At 69.4% G+C, this 12,938-nt stretch carries 13 protein-coding genes; 7 read left to right on the top strand and 6 right to left on the bottom strand.

All coding sequences use genetic code 11. The features are described 5' to 3' along the window. Positions 1–137: 137 nt before the first annotated feature. Positions 138–1,655 carry a class I adenylate-forming enzyme family protein gene (locus GTO19_RS02215; RefSeq protein WP_291017973.1) on the top strand — a complete coding sequence of 506 codons (1,518 nt, stop codon included), beginning with the start codon at positions 138–140 and terminating at the stop codon, positions 1,653–1,655. Here the strand turns inward: GTO19_RS02215 and GTO19_RS02210 are convergent. Next, positions 1,615–3,006, bottom strand: a complete 1,392-nt coding sequence (locus tag GTO19_RS02210) for an AmpG family muropeptide MFS transporter (protein WP_291017970.1) — start codon at positions 3,004–3,006, stop codon at positions 1,615–1,617. The genes GTO19_RS02215 and GTO19_RS02210 overlap by 41 nt on opposite strands. Before the next feature lie 58 nt (positions 3,007–3,064). Between GTO19_RS02210 and GTO19_RS02205 the strand changes: the two genes are divergently transcribed. After that, positions 3,065–3,922, top strand: coding sequence for a M48 family metallopeptidase (locus GTO19_RS02205; protein WP_291017968.1), 858 nt, complete (start codon positions 3,065–3,067; stop codon positions 3,920–3,922). 3 nt (positions 3,923–3,925) lie between these two features. Here GTO19_RS02205 and GTO19_RS02200 read toward each other — a convergent pair whose 3' ends face one another. Both GTO19_RS02200 and GTO19_RS02195 read right to left on the bottom strand, forming a co-directional pair. Next, positions 3,926–4,567, bottom strand: coding sequence for an MBL fold metallo-hydrolase (locus GTO19_RS02200; RefSeq protein WP_291017966.1), 642 nt, complete (start codon positions 4,565–4,567; stop codon positions 3,926–3,928). A 4-nt stretch (positions 4,568–4,571) separates the two neighbouring features. Then, positions 4,572–5,366, bottom strand: a complete 795-nt coding sequence (locus GTO19_RS02195; RefSeq protein ID WP_291017964.1) for an exodeoxyribonuclease III — start codon at positions 5,364–5,366, stop codon at positions 4,572–4,574. 13 nt (positions 5,367–5,379) lie between these two features. Between GTO19_RS02195 and pyrE the strand changes: the two genes are divergently transcribed. Continuing rightward, positions 5,380–6,078: an orotate phosphoribosyltransferase gene (pyrE, locus tag GTO19_RS02190; protein WP_291017962.1), complete on the top strand. Its 699-nt coding sequence runs from the start codon at positions 5,380–5,382 to the stop codon at positions 6,076–6,078. 29 nt (positions 6,079–6,107) lie between these two features. Further along, the gene (locus GTO19_RS02185; protein ID WP_291017959.1) at positions 6,108–6,776 is read left to right on the top strand and encodes a DUF4124 domain-containing protein; all 669 of its coding nucleotides are present in this window, start codon (positions 6,108–6,110) and stop codon (positions 6,774–6,776) included. A gap of 10 nt (positions 6,777–6,786) precedes the next feature. Here GTO19_RS02185 and gatB read toward each other — a convergent pair whose 3' ends face one another. Genes gatB through gatC form a run of 3 tightly spaced genes read right to left on the bottom strand, consistent with a single transcriptional unit; the run spans position 6,787 to position 10,099 of the window. After that, entirely contained in the window at positions 6,787–8,298 is a 1,512-nt protein-coding gene (gene gatB, locus GTO19_RS02180; RefSeq protein WP_291017957.1) for an Asp-tRNA(Asn)/Glu-tRNA(Gln) amidotransferase subunit GatB, read from the bottom strand. 2 nt (positions 8,299–8,300) lie between these two features. Next, positions 8,301–9,803 carry an Asp-tRNA(Asn)/Glu-tRNA(Gln) amidotransferase subunit GatA gene (gatA, locus tag GTO19_RS02175; protein WP_291017955.1) on the bottom strand — a complete coding sequence of 501 codons (1,503 nt, stop codon included), beginning with the start codon at positions 9,801–9,803 and terminating at the stop codon, positions 8,301–8,303. Further along, on the bottom strand, positions 9,800–10,099 hold the full coding sequence (gene gatC, locus GTO19_RS02170) for an Asp-tRNA(Asn)/Glu-tRNA(Gln) amidotransferase subunit GatC (RefSeq protein WP_009519391.1): 300 nt from the start codon (positions 10,097–10,099) through the stop codon (positions 9,800–9,802). The genes gatA and gatC overlap by 4 nt, the downstream gene beginning before the upstream one ends. Positions 10,100–10,368: 269 nt before the next feature. Here gatC and GTO19_RS02165 point away from each other — a divergent pair, with 269 nt between their 5' ends. Genes GTO19_RS02165 through mreD form a run of 3 tightly spaced genes read left to right on the top strand, consistent with a single transcriptional unit; the run spans position 10,369 to position 12,932 of the window. Then, positions 10,369–11,412: a rod shape-determining protein gene (locus tag GTO19_RS02165; protein WP_291017953.1), complete on the top strand. Its 1,044-nt coding sequence runs from the start codon at positions 10,369–10,371 to the stop codon at positions 11,410–11,412. Between the two features lie 27 nt (positions 11,413–11,439). Further along, positions 11,440–12,405 (top strand): rod shape-determining protein MreC, encoded by a 966-nt coding sequence (gene mreC / locus GTO19_RS02160; protein WP_291017951.1) that lies wholly within the window; start codon positions 11,440–11,442, stop codon positions 12,403–12,405. Continuing rightward, positions 12,402–12,932, top strand: a complete 531-nt coding sequence (mreD, locus tag GTO19_RS02155) for a rod shape-determining protein MreD (protein ID WP_291017949.1) — start codon at positions 12,402–12,404, stop codon at positions 12,930–12,932. The genes mreC and mreD overlap by 4 nt, the downstream gene beginning before the upstream one ends. The last annotated feature ends 6 nt before the right edge of the window (positions 12,933–12,938 follow it).

Below are 12,938 nucleotides of genomic sequence, written 5' to 3'. Positions count from 1 at the left end.
GCGGATCAGTGTAGCGGCGGGCGCCGGTGACACCGATGCTGTGTCGCCCGCGTGAAGCGGGCTTGCGCCCCGCGTAAAGTAAGGTAAATGATGGCGGCCGATATGTCCGCCACGCCGCGCCCAACCGATCCACCGCCATGCCCCTGCCCGCCGCCGACACCCTGAGCGCGCTGCTCGCGCAACGCGCCCAGATCCACCCCCGCCACACCGCCCTGCGCTGGGACGGCGAGGATCCGCGCTGGCGATCACTGGACTACGCCACACTGGCCCTGCGCGCCCGGGCGCTGGCGCAGACCCTGCCGGTGGAACGTGGGCTGCGCGTGGCCTGGCTGGGCTTCAACCACCCCGCACAGATCGCGCTGCTGTTCGCCCTGGCGCAGCGCGGCGCCATGCTGGTGCCGCTGAACCACCGCCTGGCGCCGGCCGAGTGGGCCAGCGTGCTGAACGATAGCGCGCCGGTGCTGCTGGTGCACGACGAGGCCTTCGCGGAACCCGCGCGCGCCCTGACCGCTGCCCATGGCATCGCGGCCCTGCCGGTAGAGGCGCTGGACACCGGCGACGAGCTGCCCACCGAGCCACCGGAGGGCTTCGCGGACAACGCGGGCGGCCCCGACGACCCGGCGCTGCTGGTCTACACCTCGGGCACCACCGGCCAACCCAAGGGCGCCGTGCACACCCAGGCCAACCTGCTGGCCAACATGGCCATCGCCGCGCAGGTGCAGGAGATCACCGAGCACGACACCGTGCTCACCGCGCTGCCGCTGTTCCACGTGGGCGGCCTGTGCATCCAGACCTTGCCCGCCCTGTCGCGCGGCGCCACGGTGCTGCTGCACCGCCGCTTCGATCCGGGCGCGGTGTTCGACGCCCTGGCCGCGTCGCGCCCCACGCTCACCCTGCAGGTGCCCGCCACGCTGCAGGCGTTGCAGCAGCACCCGCGCTGGGCGCGCGCCGACCTGTCCTGCCTGCGCGCCATCTGGGCCGGATCCAGCCTGCTGCCAGCCGATCTGCTGCGCGCCTGCCACGCGCGCGGCATCCCGGTGTGCAACGTGTACGGCAGCACCGAAACCGGCCCGTTCTCCATCGCCCTCGGCCCGGCCGAAGCCATGGACCACGTGGGCTCCTGCGGCTGGCCCGCGCCAGGTGTGGAGATCCGCCTCGCCGGCCCGGACGGCGAACCCGTGGCGCGCGGCCGGGTGGGCGAGATCTGCGTGCGTGGCCCCAACGTGGTGGGCCTGTACTGGCCCGACATCGCCGCGCTCGACGCCGAGGGCTTCTTCCACAGCGGCGACCTGGCGCGCCAGGACACCGATGGCAGCTACGTGGTGGTGGGTCGCGCCAAGGACATGATCATCTCTGGCGGCGAGAACATCTACCCGGCCGAGATCGAGCAACTGCTGGCCGAGCATCCCTGGGTGGCGGAGTGCGCCGTGGTGGGACGCCCGGACGAACGCTGGGGCGAGGCGTGCGTGGCCGTGGTGGTGCTGCGCGAGAACGCGCCCGATGACTGGCAGGGCGGCGTGTCCGCTTCGCTGGAGGGCCGTCTGGCGCGCTACAAGTGGCCGCGCCACTGGCACCGCGTGGACGCCCTGCCCCGCACCGCGCTGGGCAAGGTGGTCAAGCCGGCGATCCGGGCCTGGCTGGTGAGCCAGCGCTAGCGGCCGGCGCAGTGGTGGGCGGCACCGGCAACCAGCGCGTGGCCAGCCAGATCAGCAGCAGCACCGGCACGCCGAGCAGGGCCGTGCCGATGAAGAAGGGCGTGTAGCCGAAGCTGTCGACGAAGGCGCCGGAGTAGCCCGCCACCCACTTGGGCGCCAGCAGCATCATCGAACTGAACAGCGCGTATTGCGTGGCCGAGTAGCTCACGTTCGTGAGGCCCGAGAGAAAGGCGATGAAGGCCGCCGAGGCCACGCCCGCGCTCAGGTTGTCGGCCGAGATGACCATGACCAGCGCCGGCAGGCTGGCCGTATGGCCGGCGAGCCAGGCGAAGAGCAGGTTGCTGCCGGCCGACAGCACCGCACCCAGCATCAGCACGCGCATCACGCCCAGGCGCATGGACAGCGCACCGCCGACGAAGGCGCCCAGCAAGGTCATGATCACGCCGTAGACCTTGCTCACAGCGGCCACCTGGTCCTTGGTGTAGCCCATGTCCACGTAGAACGGGTTGGCCATGATGCCCATCACCACGTCGCTGATGCGGTACACGCCGATGAGCGCCAGCACCAGCACCGCGTGCTTGCCGTAGCGGCGCAGGAAATCGGCGAAAGGCTCCACCAGCGCGGTCTGCAGCCACTCCTGGACGTTGCGGGCGGGCGGCAGTTCCATGCGGGCGGGCTCGCGCGACATCAGCACCGTGAGCACGCCCACCGACATGCTCGCGGCCATCACCAGGTAGGCCGTGCTCCAGGCGGCCTGCTGGTAGCCGCCGCCCGCCACCTCGGCACGCGCGGCCAGCCACAGCACGCCCGCGCCGGCCCAGATCATGGCCAGGCGGTAGCCCGTCTGGTAGGTGGCCGCCAGCGCGCCCTGGCGCTGCGTGTCGGCCGATTCGATGCGGAAGGCGTCCAGCGCAATGTCCTGCGTGGCCGAGGCAAAGGCCACTACCAGCGCACACCAGACCACCGCGTCCAGCCCGGCCCGAGGATCGACCAGCGCCATGCCCACCAGCCCCGCCACGATGGCCAGTTGCGACAGCAGCAGCCAACTGCGCCGGCGGCCCAGCGCGCGCGTGAGCAAGGGGATCGGCAACCGGTCCACCAGCGGCGCCCAGCACCACTTGAAGCCATACGCCAGGCCGACCCAGCTCAGGTAGCCGATAGTGGTGCGGTCGATGCCGGCCTCGCGCAGCCGAAAGCTCAGCGTGCCCAGCACCAGCAGCAGCGGCAGGCCGGCCGAGAAGCCCAGCGCGAACATGCGCAGGCTGGCGGGTTCGAGGTAGACGCGAAGCGTCTGCGCCCACGACAGGCGTTGATCGGCGGTGGGCGTGGGCGAGGTGGCGTCGGGTGGCATGCGATGGATGGTGGAACGCCGTCACGCAAGGGCGCGCGGCTTTGCCTATTATTCGCCCATGTGCTTCCTCTGCGACCTCAAGACCCGTGACCCCGCCCCACCACGCGCCGAGCCCGTGTGGTCGGCGCGCCGTGCCTTCGTGCTCGCCGCCGGTGCAGCGGCCGCCGCGCCCGCGCTGGCCCAGGTGGACGTGGGCTCGGGTTCGGCCCTGCGCAACCTGGTGCCAGCGGAAGAACTGGAAAAGGCGGCCGACCAGCAATACGACCAGATGATGGCCGAGGCCAGGGCCAAGGGTGCGCTCGTGGCCAGCGGCGACCCCCAGGTCCAGCGCCTGCGCAACATGGCGCGGCGCCTCATTCCGCATTCGCCGCAATGGAACAAGCGCGCCAGCGGGTGGCAGTGGGAGGTCAACCTCATCCGCAGCGAGCAGATCAACGCCTTCTGCATGCCCGGCGGCAAGATCGCCTTCTACACCGGCATCCTCGAGAAGCTGCAGCTCAGCGACGACGAGGCCGCGATGATCATGGGCCACGAAATGGCGCATGCGCTGCGAGAACACGCGCGCTCGCGCGTGGCCAAGACCAATGCCACGGGCATCGGCCTGTCGATCGCGGCACAACTGCTGGGTTTGGGGCAACTGGGCGACGTGGCCGCCAACCTGGGCACCCAACTGCTGAGCCTGAAGTACAGCCGCGACGACGAGACCGAGGCGGACCTGGTAGGCCTGGAACTCGCGGCGCGGTCGGCCTATCAGCCGCGCGCGGCCGTCACCCTGTGGCAGAAGATGGCCGCGGCCGGCGGCGGCGCGGCGCCGGGGTTTCTGTCGACCCACCCGACGGGGCCGGACCGCATTCGGCAGCTTGAGGCCAATGTGCCGAAGGTGCAAGGGTTGTACGAGCAGGCGCGCAAGGGCTGAGGCTCAGATCCGCTCGCCCACAAACGGATTCATCCGCCGCTCCCGCCCGAAGCTGCCCTCGGGCCCGTGCCCGGGGACGAACACCGTCTCATCCCCCATCGGCCACAGCCGCTCACGGATGCTGGCCAGCAGATCTGCGTGGTTCCCACCCGGAAAATCGGTGCGGCCGATGCTGCCCACGAACAGCACGTCGCCCACGAAGGCGCGCTGCGCCTCCTTCGAATGAAACACCACGTGCCCCGGCGTGTGGCCGGGGCAGTGGCGCACCGCGAGCTCGCAGCGACCGATGCGCACCGTGTCGCCATCGTGCAGCCAGCGCGTGGGCGTGAAGGTCTCGGCCGGCGGAAAGCCGAACATCGCCCCCTGCTGGGGCAGTGCGTCGATCCAGAAGCGATCGCCCTCGTGCGGACCGATGATCGGCAAGGACAGCCGCCTTGCGAGTTCGGCCGTGGCGCCCGCGTGGTCGATGTGCGCGTGCGTGAGCCAGATGGCCTTGAGCGTGACGCCCAGGGCCTTGACTTCGCCAAGCAGGCGGTCCAGATCGCCACCCGGATCGACGATCGCGGCCTCCATCGTCTCGTCGCACCAGACGATGGAGCAGTTCTGGGCGAAGGCGGTGACGGGAACGGTGCGGTAGCGCAGCATCGGCTCAGAGTTTGAAGTCGTAGCCAATGGTGATCGGCGCGTGGTCCGAGAAGCGCTGCTCCTTGAAGATGGATTCGGTGCGCGCCAGCGCGGCAATGGCCGGCGTGGCCAGGTGGTAGTCGAGCCGCCACCCGACGTTGTTTGCGTAAGCCTGGCCCCGGTTGCTCCACCATGTGTAGCAGGCGTCGGTGGTGTCGGGCTGCAGCTTGCGGTAGACATCGATCAGGCCCACGTCCTCGCCGAACAGGCGGGTCATCCAGGCGCGCTCATCGGGCAGGAAGCCGCTGTTCTTCTGGTTGCTGCGCCAGTTCTTCAGGTCGTTCTGTGTGTGCGCGATGTTCACGTCGCCACACAGGATGAACTCGCGCTGCGACTTGAGCGTCACCAGGTGGGGGAAGAACGCCGCCAGGAAGCGGTACTTGGATTCCTGGCGCTCCGGCCCCGACGAACCGCTGGGAAAGTACACACTGATGATGGACAGCTTTCGCTTGGGCGTGTCGAAGCGAAGCTCGGTGTAGCGGCCCTCGTCGTCGAACTCGTGCGTGCCAAAACCCGTGACCACCGCACTGGGTTCGTGGCGAGAGAACACCGCCGTGCCCGCATAGCCCTTCTTCTGCGCGAAATGGAAGTGCCCGCGCATCCCGGCCAGTTCTTCGAAGCGACCGGCGACGTCGGCCGCCTGGGCCTTCACTTCCTGCATGCAAATACAATCCGGCGCACTTTTCGCCAGCCAGGCCTCGAGGCCTTTGGTGGTCGCCGAGCGGATGCCGTTGAGGTTGAGGCTGGTCAGATTGAACACGAGGAAGTCCCCTATGGTGATGGCAGGCGCGGCGAACGAGCCGCTGGCCCAGGCATTCGTGAAGTTCTGCGTCGAGGCCGGTGCCTTGAAGTTCGGCGAGTTCAAGACCAAGGCGGGTCGACTCTCGCCCTACTTCTTCAACGCGGGCCTGTTCGACGACGGCGCCAAGCTCGGTCGGCTCGCCGAATTCTATGCACGCGCGCTGCTCGACAGCGGCATCCCCTTCGACATGATCTTCGGCCCCGCCTACAAGGGCATCCCCCTGGGCGCGGCCGTGGCCATCGAGCTCGCCCGCCTGGGCCGCAACGTGCCCTTCGCCTACAACCGCAAGGAAGCCAAGGACCACGGCGAGGGCGGCACCCTGGTGGGCGCGCCGCTGCAAGGCCGGGTGCTGATCGTCGATGACGTGATGAGCGCCGGCACCGCTGCGCGCGAGTCGATCGCGCTGATCCGCGCGGCGGGCGCCACGCCGAGCGCCGTGGCCATCGCGCTGGACCGGCAGGAAAAGGCCACCGAGGTCGGCCCGGACGGCGGCGTCCGCGACGTGGATCACAGTGCCGTGCAGTACGTACAGCGGCAGCTGGGTCTGCAGGTCTGTTCGATTGCGAGGCTGGATGATTTGCTGCAGTATCTGTCCGCGCAGGCCGGCAACGAGGTCGCGGCGCACCGCGAGCGCGTGCTGGCCTACCGGGCGCGCTACGGCGTGAGCTGAGTCGCCCGACACCTGCCAGACCACCACCCATGAACCACCCACCGTCGACGCATCCCCTGTCCCGCCGCCTCGGGCCGGCCATTGCGGCGGCGTTGTGGCTGATGGCAGCGGGCGCTCAGGCCCAGAGCAGCCAATCCATCTACACCTGCACCGACAGCAAGGGCCGGCGCATCACCTCCGACCGCCCCATCGTCGATTGCCTCGACCGCGAGCAGCAGCGCCTGGGCCGCACCGGCACCGTGCGCGAGGTGATCCCGCCCAGCTACACACGCGAAGAGCGCGAGAAGGTGGAGGCCAAGCGCCGCGCCGAGCAAGAAGAACAGGCCCGCATTCAGGAAGAGCGGCGCCGCGATCGTGCGCTGCTGATCCGCTACCCCAATCAGGCGGTGCACGACAAGGAGCGCCAGGAGGCGCTCGCTCAGATCGACGAGGTGATTGCGGCGGTGCACAAGCGCGAGGCGGCCCTGGTCGAGCAGCGCAAGGGCATCGCGCAGGAGCTGGAGTTCTACCAGGGCGATCTGGCGAAGGCACCTTTGTGGCTGCGCCGCAAGGTCGATGACAACGAGAAGCAGATGGACGTGCAGAAGCGGTTCCTGGCCGACCAGGCCCAGGAAAAGCAACGCGTGAACGCGCGCTTCGACGAAGAACTGGCCAAGCTCAAGCAACTCTGGGCCAACACCGCCGCCCAGAGCCGCTGACCGCCCCGGGTCAACCCAGTTTCTTGCGCAGCAGGTCGTTCACCTGCTGCGGGTTGGCCTTGCCCTTGCTGGCTTTCATGGCCTGGCCCACCAGGGCGTTGAAGGCCTTGTCCTTGCCGGCACGGAACTGGGCCACCATCTCCGCGTTGGCGGCCATGACCTCGTCGATGATCTTCTCGATGGCGCCGCTGTCGCTGACCTGTTTGAGCCCCTTGGCCTCGATGACGGCGTCGATCTGCGCGCGTGCGTCGATTACCTGCGCATCGGCACCCTCACCGGTCCACAGCGCGTCCATCACCTGTCTGGCGGCGTTGTTCGACACCGTGCCGTCGGCGATGCGCGCGAGCAGCGCGGCCAGCTGCCCCGCGTTCACCGGCACCTCGGCGATGTCGCGCTCCTCGTTGTTGAGCCGGCGCGAGACCTCGCCCATCACCCAGTTGCTGGCCATCTTGGCCTGGCCGCTGGCCTGGGCCGCGGCCTCGAAGTAGGCCGCCATGGCGGGGCTCTGCGTGAGCGTGGTGGCGTCGTACTCGGGCAGGCCGTACTGCTGCACGAAGCGCTCGGCCATGGCACGCGGCAGCTCGGGCATGGCCGCCTTCACTTCGTCCACCCAGTCGCGCGCCACCACCAGCGGCGGCAGGTCCGGGTCGGGGAAGTAGCGGTAGTCGTCCGCGTCTTCCTTGGTGCGCATGGCGCGCGTCTCGCCCGTGTCGGGGTCGAACAGCACCGTGGCCTGCTCGATGGCGTGGCCGTCCTCGATCTGTTCGATCTGCCAGCGCACCTCGTAGTCGATGGCCTGCTGCATGAACTTGAAGGAGTTCAGGTTCTTGATCTCGCGCCGCGTGCCGAGGGGCGCGCCCGGCTTGCGCACCGAGACGTTGGCGTCGCAGCGGAAGGAGCCCTCCTGCATGTTGCCGTCGCAGATGCCGATCCAGGTGACGATCTTGTGCAGTTCCTTGGCGTAGGCCACGGCCTCGGCGCTGGAGCGGATATCGGGCTCGGTCACGATCTCCAGCAGCGGCGTGCCGGCGCGGTTGAGGTCGATGCCGCTCTGGCCGATGAAGTCCTCGTGCAGGCTCTTGCCCGCGTCCTCTTCCAGGTGCGCGCGAACCAGTCGCACGGTCTTCTTCTCACGCGCCGCGTCGGCGGCGCCCTTGCCGGTGTCGAGAAAGAACGTCACCGAGCCACCCTGCACCACCGGGATCTCGTACTGGGTGATCTGGTAGCCCTTGGGCAGGTCGGGGTAGAAGTAGTTCTTGCGCGCGAAGACGCTCTTCTCGGCGATGTGCGCGCCCACGGCCAGGCCCAGGCGGATGGCGCAGGCCACGGCCTCGCGGTTCATCACGGGCAGGGTGCCGGGCAGCGCGAGGTCGACCGCGCAGGCCTGGGTGTTGGGTTCGGCGCCGAAGGCGGTGGCGGCGCGGCTGAAGATCTTGGATCGGGTGGCGAGCTGGGTGTGCGTCTCGAAGCCGATCACGACTTCGTAGCCTTGCACCAGCAGGGAGGCGGTTGGCTTGCTCATGGTCAGAACCCTGCGGGCGTCTTGGTGTGCCAGTCGGTGGCCTGCTGGAAGGCGTGCGCGGCCTGCAGCAGCTCGGCCTCTTTCAGGTAGTTGCCCATCAATTGCAGGCCCACGGGCAGGCCCCTGTTCTCGCCGGACCCGCCAAAGCCCGCCGGCACGCTCATGCCCGGCAGGCCGGCCAGGCTGCCTGGCAGCGTGAAGATGTCGGCCAGGTAGTTGGCGACCGGGTCGTCCGCCTTCTCGCCGATGGCCCAGGCCACGGTGGGCGCGGCCGGGCCGGCGATCAGGTCGCACTGCGTGAACGCCTGCTGGAAGTCCTGCGCGATCAGGCGGCGGATCTGCTGCGCCTTGAGGTAGTAGGCGTCGTAGTAGCCGGGGCTGAGCACGTAGGTGCCGATCATGATGCGCCGCTTCACCTCGGGGCCGAAGCCCTCGCTGCGCGACTTCTTGTACATGTCCAGCAGGTCGTCGTATCGGGCCGCACGGTGGCCGAACTTGACGCCATCGAAGCGGCTGAGGTTCGAGCTCGCCTCGGCCGGCGCAATGATGTAGTAGACCGGAATGGCCAGCTCGGTACGGGGCAGCGACACGTCCACCAGCGTGGCGCCCAGCTTCTCGACCTCGGCCAGCGCGGCGTGCACCGGCGCCAGCACGTCGGCGGCCACGCCCTCACCGAAGAACTCCCTCGGCAGGCCGATGCGCAGCCCCTTGAGCGGCTGCGCGGCGGTGGCGCCCTCGCGGGGCTGGCCGAGCAGGCGGCTGTAGTCTTCGGCCGGGTGGTCCAGGCTGGTGGAGTCGCGATCGATGTCCGGCCCGGCCATGGCCGTGAGCAGGGTGGCGCAGTCGGCCGCGCTGCGGGCCATGGCGCCGGCCTGGTCCAGGCTGGAGGCGAAGGCCACCATGCCGTAGCGCGAGCAGCGGCCGTAGGTGGGCTTGATGCCGGTCACGCCGCAGAAGCTGGCGGGCTGGCGAATGGAGCCCCCGGTGTCCGTGCCGGTGGCGGCGGGCAGCAGGCGTGCGGCCACGGCCACGGCCGTGCCGCCCGAGGAGCCGCCAGGCACGCGGGTGGTGTCCCAGGGGTTGTGGGCCGGCCCGTAGGCCGAGTTCTGGTTGCTGCCGCCCATGGCGAACTCGTCGCAGTTGAGCTTGCCCAGGCTCACGGCGCCGGCCTGCGCCAGCTTCGTCACCACGGTGGCGTCGAAGGGGCTCTGGTAGCCCTCGAGCATTTTCGAGCCCGCGGTGCTGGGAAAGTCGCGCGTGACGAAGATGTCCTTGTGCGCGATGGGCACGCCCAGCAGCGGTGTGCGCTCGCCGGCCGCAAGGCGCTCGTCGGCCACCCGGGCCTGGGCCAGCGAGGCCTCTTCGTTGAACGACAGGTACGCCCCCAGCGCCTGGTGCTGCTTCGCGCGCGCCAGCAGGTGCTGAGTGGCTTCGGCGCTGCTCGTCTGCTTGTCGGCGATGGCCTGCGCGAGCTCGGCCACGCCCATCTCGTGGAGCGCCTTCATTCGATCACCTTCGGCACGAGGAACAGGCCGCGCTCCACGGCCGGAGCGCTCTTCTGGTTGGCCTCGCGCGCGTTCGGCTCGCTCACCACGTCGGGGCGCAGGCGCAGGGCCACGTCCTCCATCACGGCCGTGGGGTGGGCCAGCGGCTCCACGCCGGTGGTGTCGACGGCGTTCATGCGCTCGACAATGTCGAAGAAGCCGTTGAGTTGCGCGAGCATGCGCTCGCTGTGCTCGGCGTCGAGTTCGAGGCGCGCCAGGTTGGCGATGCGCCCGATGTCTTGAAGGGTCAGGGACATGGTGCTGGGGGTGAAGGAGCCTGCTCCACGGGTGCGGCGAAGGCCTGCAACCGGTTGCAAAACGGCGCTTTTGCGGGGCAAACCGCCCTGTTTTCGTGCGGTTGTACACAGGCGTTCGGGTATTATCCAGCGTTCGGCGGAGTCGGCCTTCTGGCCCGGTTTTCGTCACCGAATCAATCACTTAGCCCCGATGTCCGGCCCGATCTTCGGCCCCACCCCCGGCTGCACGCGCTCGCGTGAGCGCACGCATTCCACAGGATTCACCCACCATGTTTGAAGCGTTCCGTCGGAGTTTCTCGACCGACCTGGCCATCGACCTCGGCACCGCCAACACCCTCATCTACGTGCGCAACAAGGGCATCGTGCTCGACGAGCCCTCGGTCGTGTCCATCCGCCACGAAGGCGGTCCGCAGGGCAAGAAGACCATCCAGGCCGTGGGGCGCGAGGCCAAGGCCATGCTCGGCAAGGTGCCCGGCAACATCGAGGCCATCCGCCCGATGAAGGACGGGGTGATCGCCGACTTCACCGTCACCGAGCAGATGCTCAAGCAGTTCATCAAGATGGTGCACCCGCGCTCGATGTTCAAGCCGAGCCCGCGCATCATCATCTGCGTGCCCTGCGGCTCCACCCAGGTCGAGCGCCGCGCGATCCGCGAATCGGCCCTGGGCGCCGGCGCCCGCGAGGTCTACCTGATCGAGGAACCCATGGCCGCGGCCATCGGCGCCGGCCTGCCGGTGACCGAGGCCTCCGGCTCCATGGTGGTGGACATCGGCGGCGGCACCACCGAGGTGGGTGTCATCAGCCTGGGCGGCATGGTCTACAAGGGCAGCGTGCGCGTCGGTGGCGACAAGTTCGACGACGCCATCATTGCCTACATCCGCCGCAACTACGGCATGCTGATCGGCGAGCCCACGGCCGAAGCGATCAAGAAGGAAATCGGCTCGGCCTTTCCGGGTTCCGAGGTGCGCGAGATGGAGGTCAAGGGCCGCAACCTCTCCGAGGGCGTGCCACGCAGCTTCACCATCAGCTCCAACGAGGTGCTCGAAGCCCTCACCGAACCCCTCAACCAGATCGTCAGCGCCGTCAAGAACGCGCTGGAGCAGACCCCGCCCGAACTGGGCGCCGACATCGCCGAGCGCGGCATGATGCTCACCGGCGGCGGCGCCCTGTTGCGCGACCTGGACCGCCTGCTGGCCGAAGAAACCGGCCTTCCCGTGCTGGTGGCCGAAGAGCCGCTCACCTGCGTGGTGCGCGGCTGCGGCATGGCCCTGGAGCGCATGGAGCGCCTGGGCACGATCTTCACCAGCGAATAAGGGCCGCGTTCCGCGCGGCGAGCCACCATGCCACTGGGCACGCTGGACCGCACCCCACCGCCGTTCTTCAAGCAGGGCCCCTCGGCCCTGTCCAAGCTCGTGGTGTTCAGCGCCGTCGCGCTGTTCCTGATGGTGGCCGACCTGCGCTTTCGCGTGGCGCAGCCCGTGCGCGCGGTGCTCGCCACCGTGCTTTACCCCGTGCAATGGGCCGTGCTGCAACCCGTGCAATTGGTGGGCGCCGCCGGCGGCTACGTCACCAGCCTGCACGCCGCGCAGCAGAACGAGGCCGACGCCGTGCGCCGCCTGGCCGACCAGGCCGCGAACAGCCTGCAGGTGGAGCAGCTGCGCAAGGAGAATCAGCGCCTGCGCGAACTGCTGTCCATGCGCGAGCGGGTGATGCCGCGGGCCATCGGCGCTCAGGTGGTCTACGACGCCGCCGACCCCTACTCCCGCCGCGTGGTCATCGACCGCGGCCAGACGCATGGTGTGCAGGCTGGCTCACCGGTCATCGACGAGTCGGGCGTGCTGGGCCAGGTCACGCGTGTGTACCCGCTGATCGCCGAGGTGAGCCTGCTGGTGGACCGCGACCAGGCCATTCCCGTGCTGGACGTTCGCTCCGGGGTGCGCAGCGTGGCCTACGGTGAGCCCGCCAGCGACGGCGACGGCCTTGCCTTGCGCTACACCCTGGCCGAGACCGACATCCGCGAGGGCGACCTGCTCACCACCAGCGGCGTGGACGCCGTCTACCCGCCCGGCCTGCCGGTGGCGCGCGTGACGACCGTGGAACGCCAGAGCGGCTCCTCCTTCATGCGCATCCGCGCCGAGCCGCTGGCCCGCATGGACGGCACGCTGCACGTGCTGGTGCTGGAGCCCGCCGGCGCGCAGGTGCCCCCGCCACCCGCCGCAGCGCCCGCCAGCGATGCCGCCAAGCCCGGCGGCGTGCCGGGCGCCAAGGGCGCTGTGCGACCGGGCAACCGGGGGGCCACGCCATGATCATGCGCCCCGGCCAGCAACTGCTGCTGCCCGCCAACACCGTTTTCATCTGGTTCAGCCTGCTCATTGCGCTGGCGCTGAACATGCTGATGAACATGGGCCTGTTCGGGCGGGCCGCCTGGGTGCCCGACCTGCTGGCCCTCACCCTGGTGTTCTGGTGCGTGCACCAGCCACTGCGCATCGGGGTGGGCACGGCCTTCTTCTTCGGCCTGGCCATGGACGTGCACCAGGGCGCGCTGCTGGGCCAGCACGCGCTGGCCTATACCGTCATGGCCTTCGGCGCCGTGGCCATGCACCGGCGCCTGCTGTGGTTTCCGGTGCTGCAGCAGTCGCTGCAGGTGCTGCCGCTGTTTGCGGTGGCGCATCTGCTGGGCATGGTGGTGCGCCTGCTGGGTGGCGGCAGCTTCCCGGGATGGCCCTACTTCCTTTCGCCACTGATCGAGGCCATGCTGTGGCCTGTCGTCACGGTGATGTTGCTGGCCCCGCAGCGCCGCGCACCCGATCCCGACGACAACCGCCCGATCTGACCCCAC

This window comes from Hydrogenophaga sp., assembly GCF_011772445.1.
Lineage (GTDB): Bacteria > Pseudomonadota > Gammaproteobacteria > Burkholderiales > Burkholderiaceae_C > Hydrogenophaga.
The sequence above is the reverse complement of the archived record's forward strand: the minus strand, read 5'-3'. Positions and strand labels throughout refer to the sequence as shown.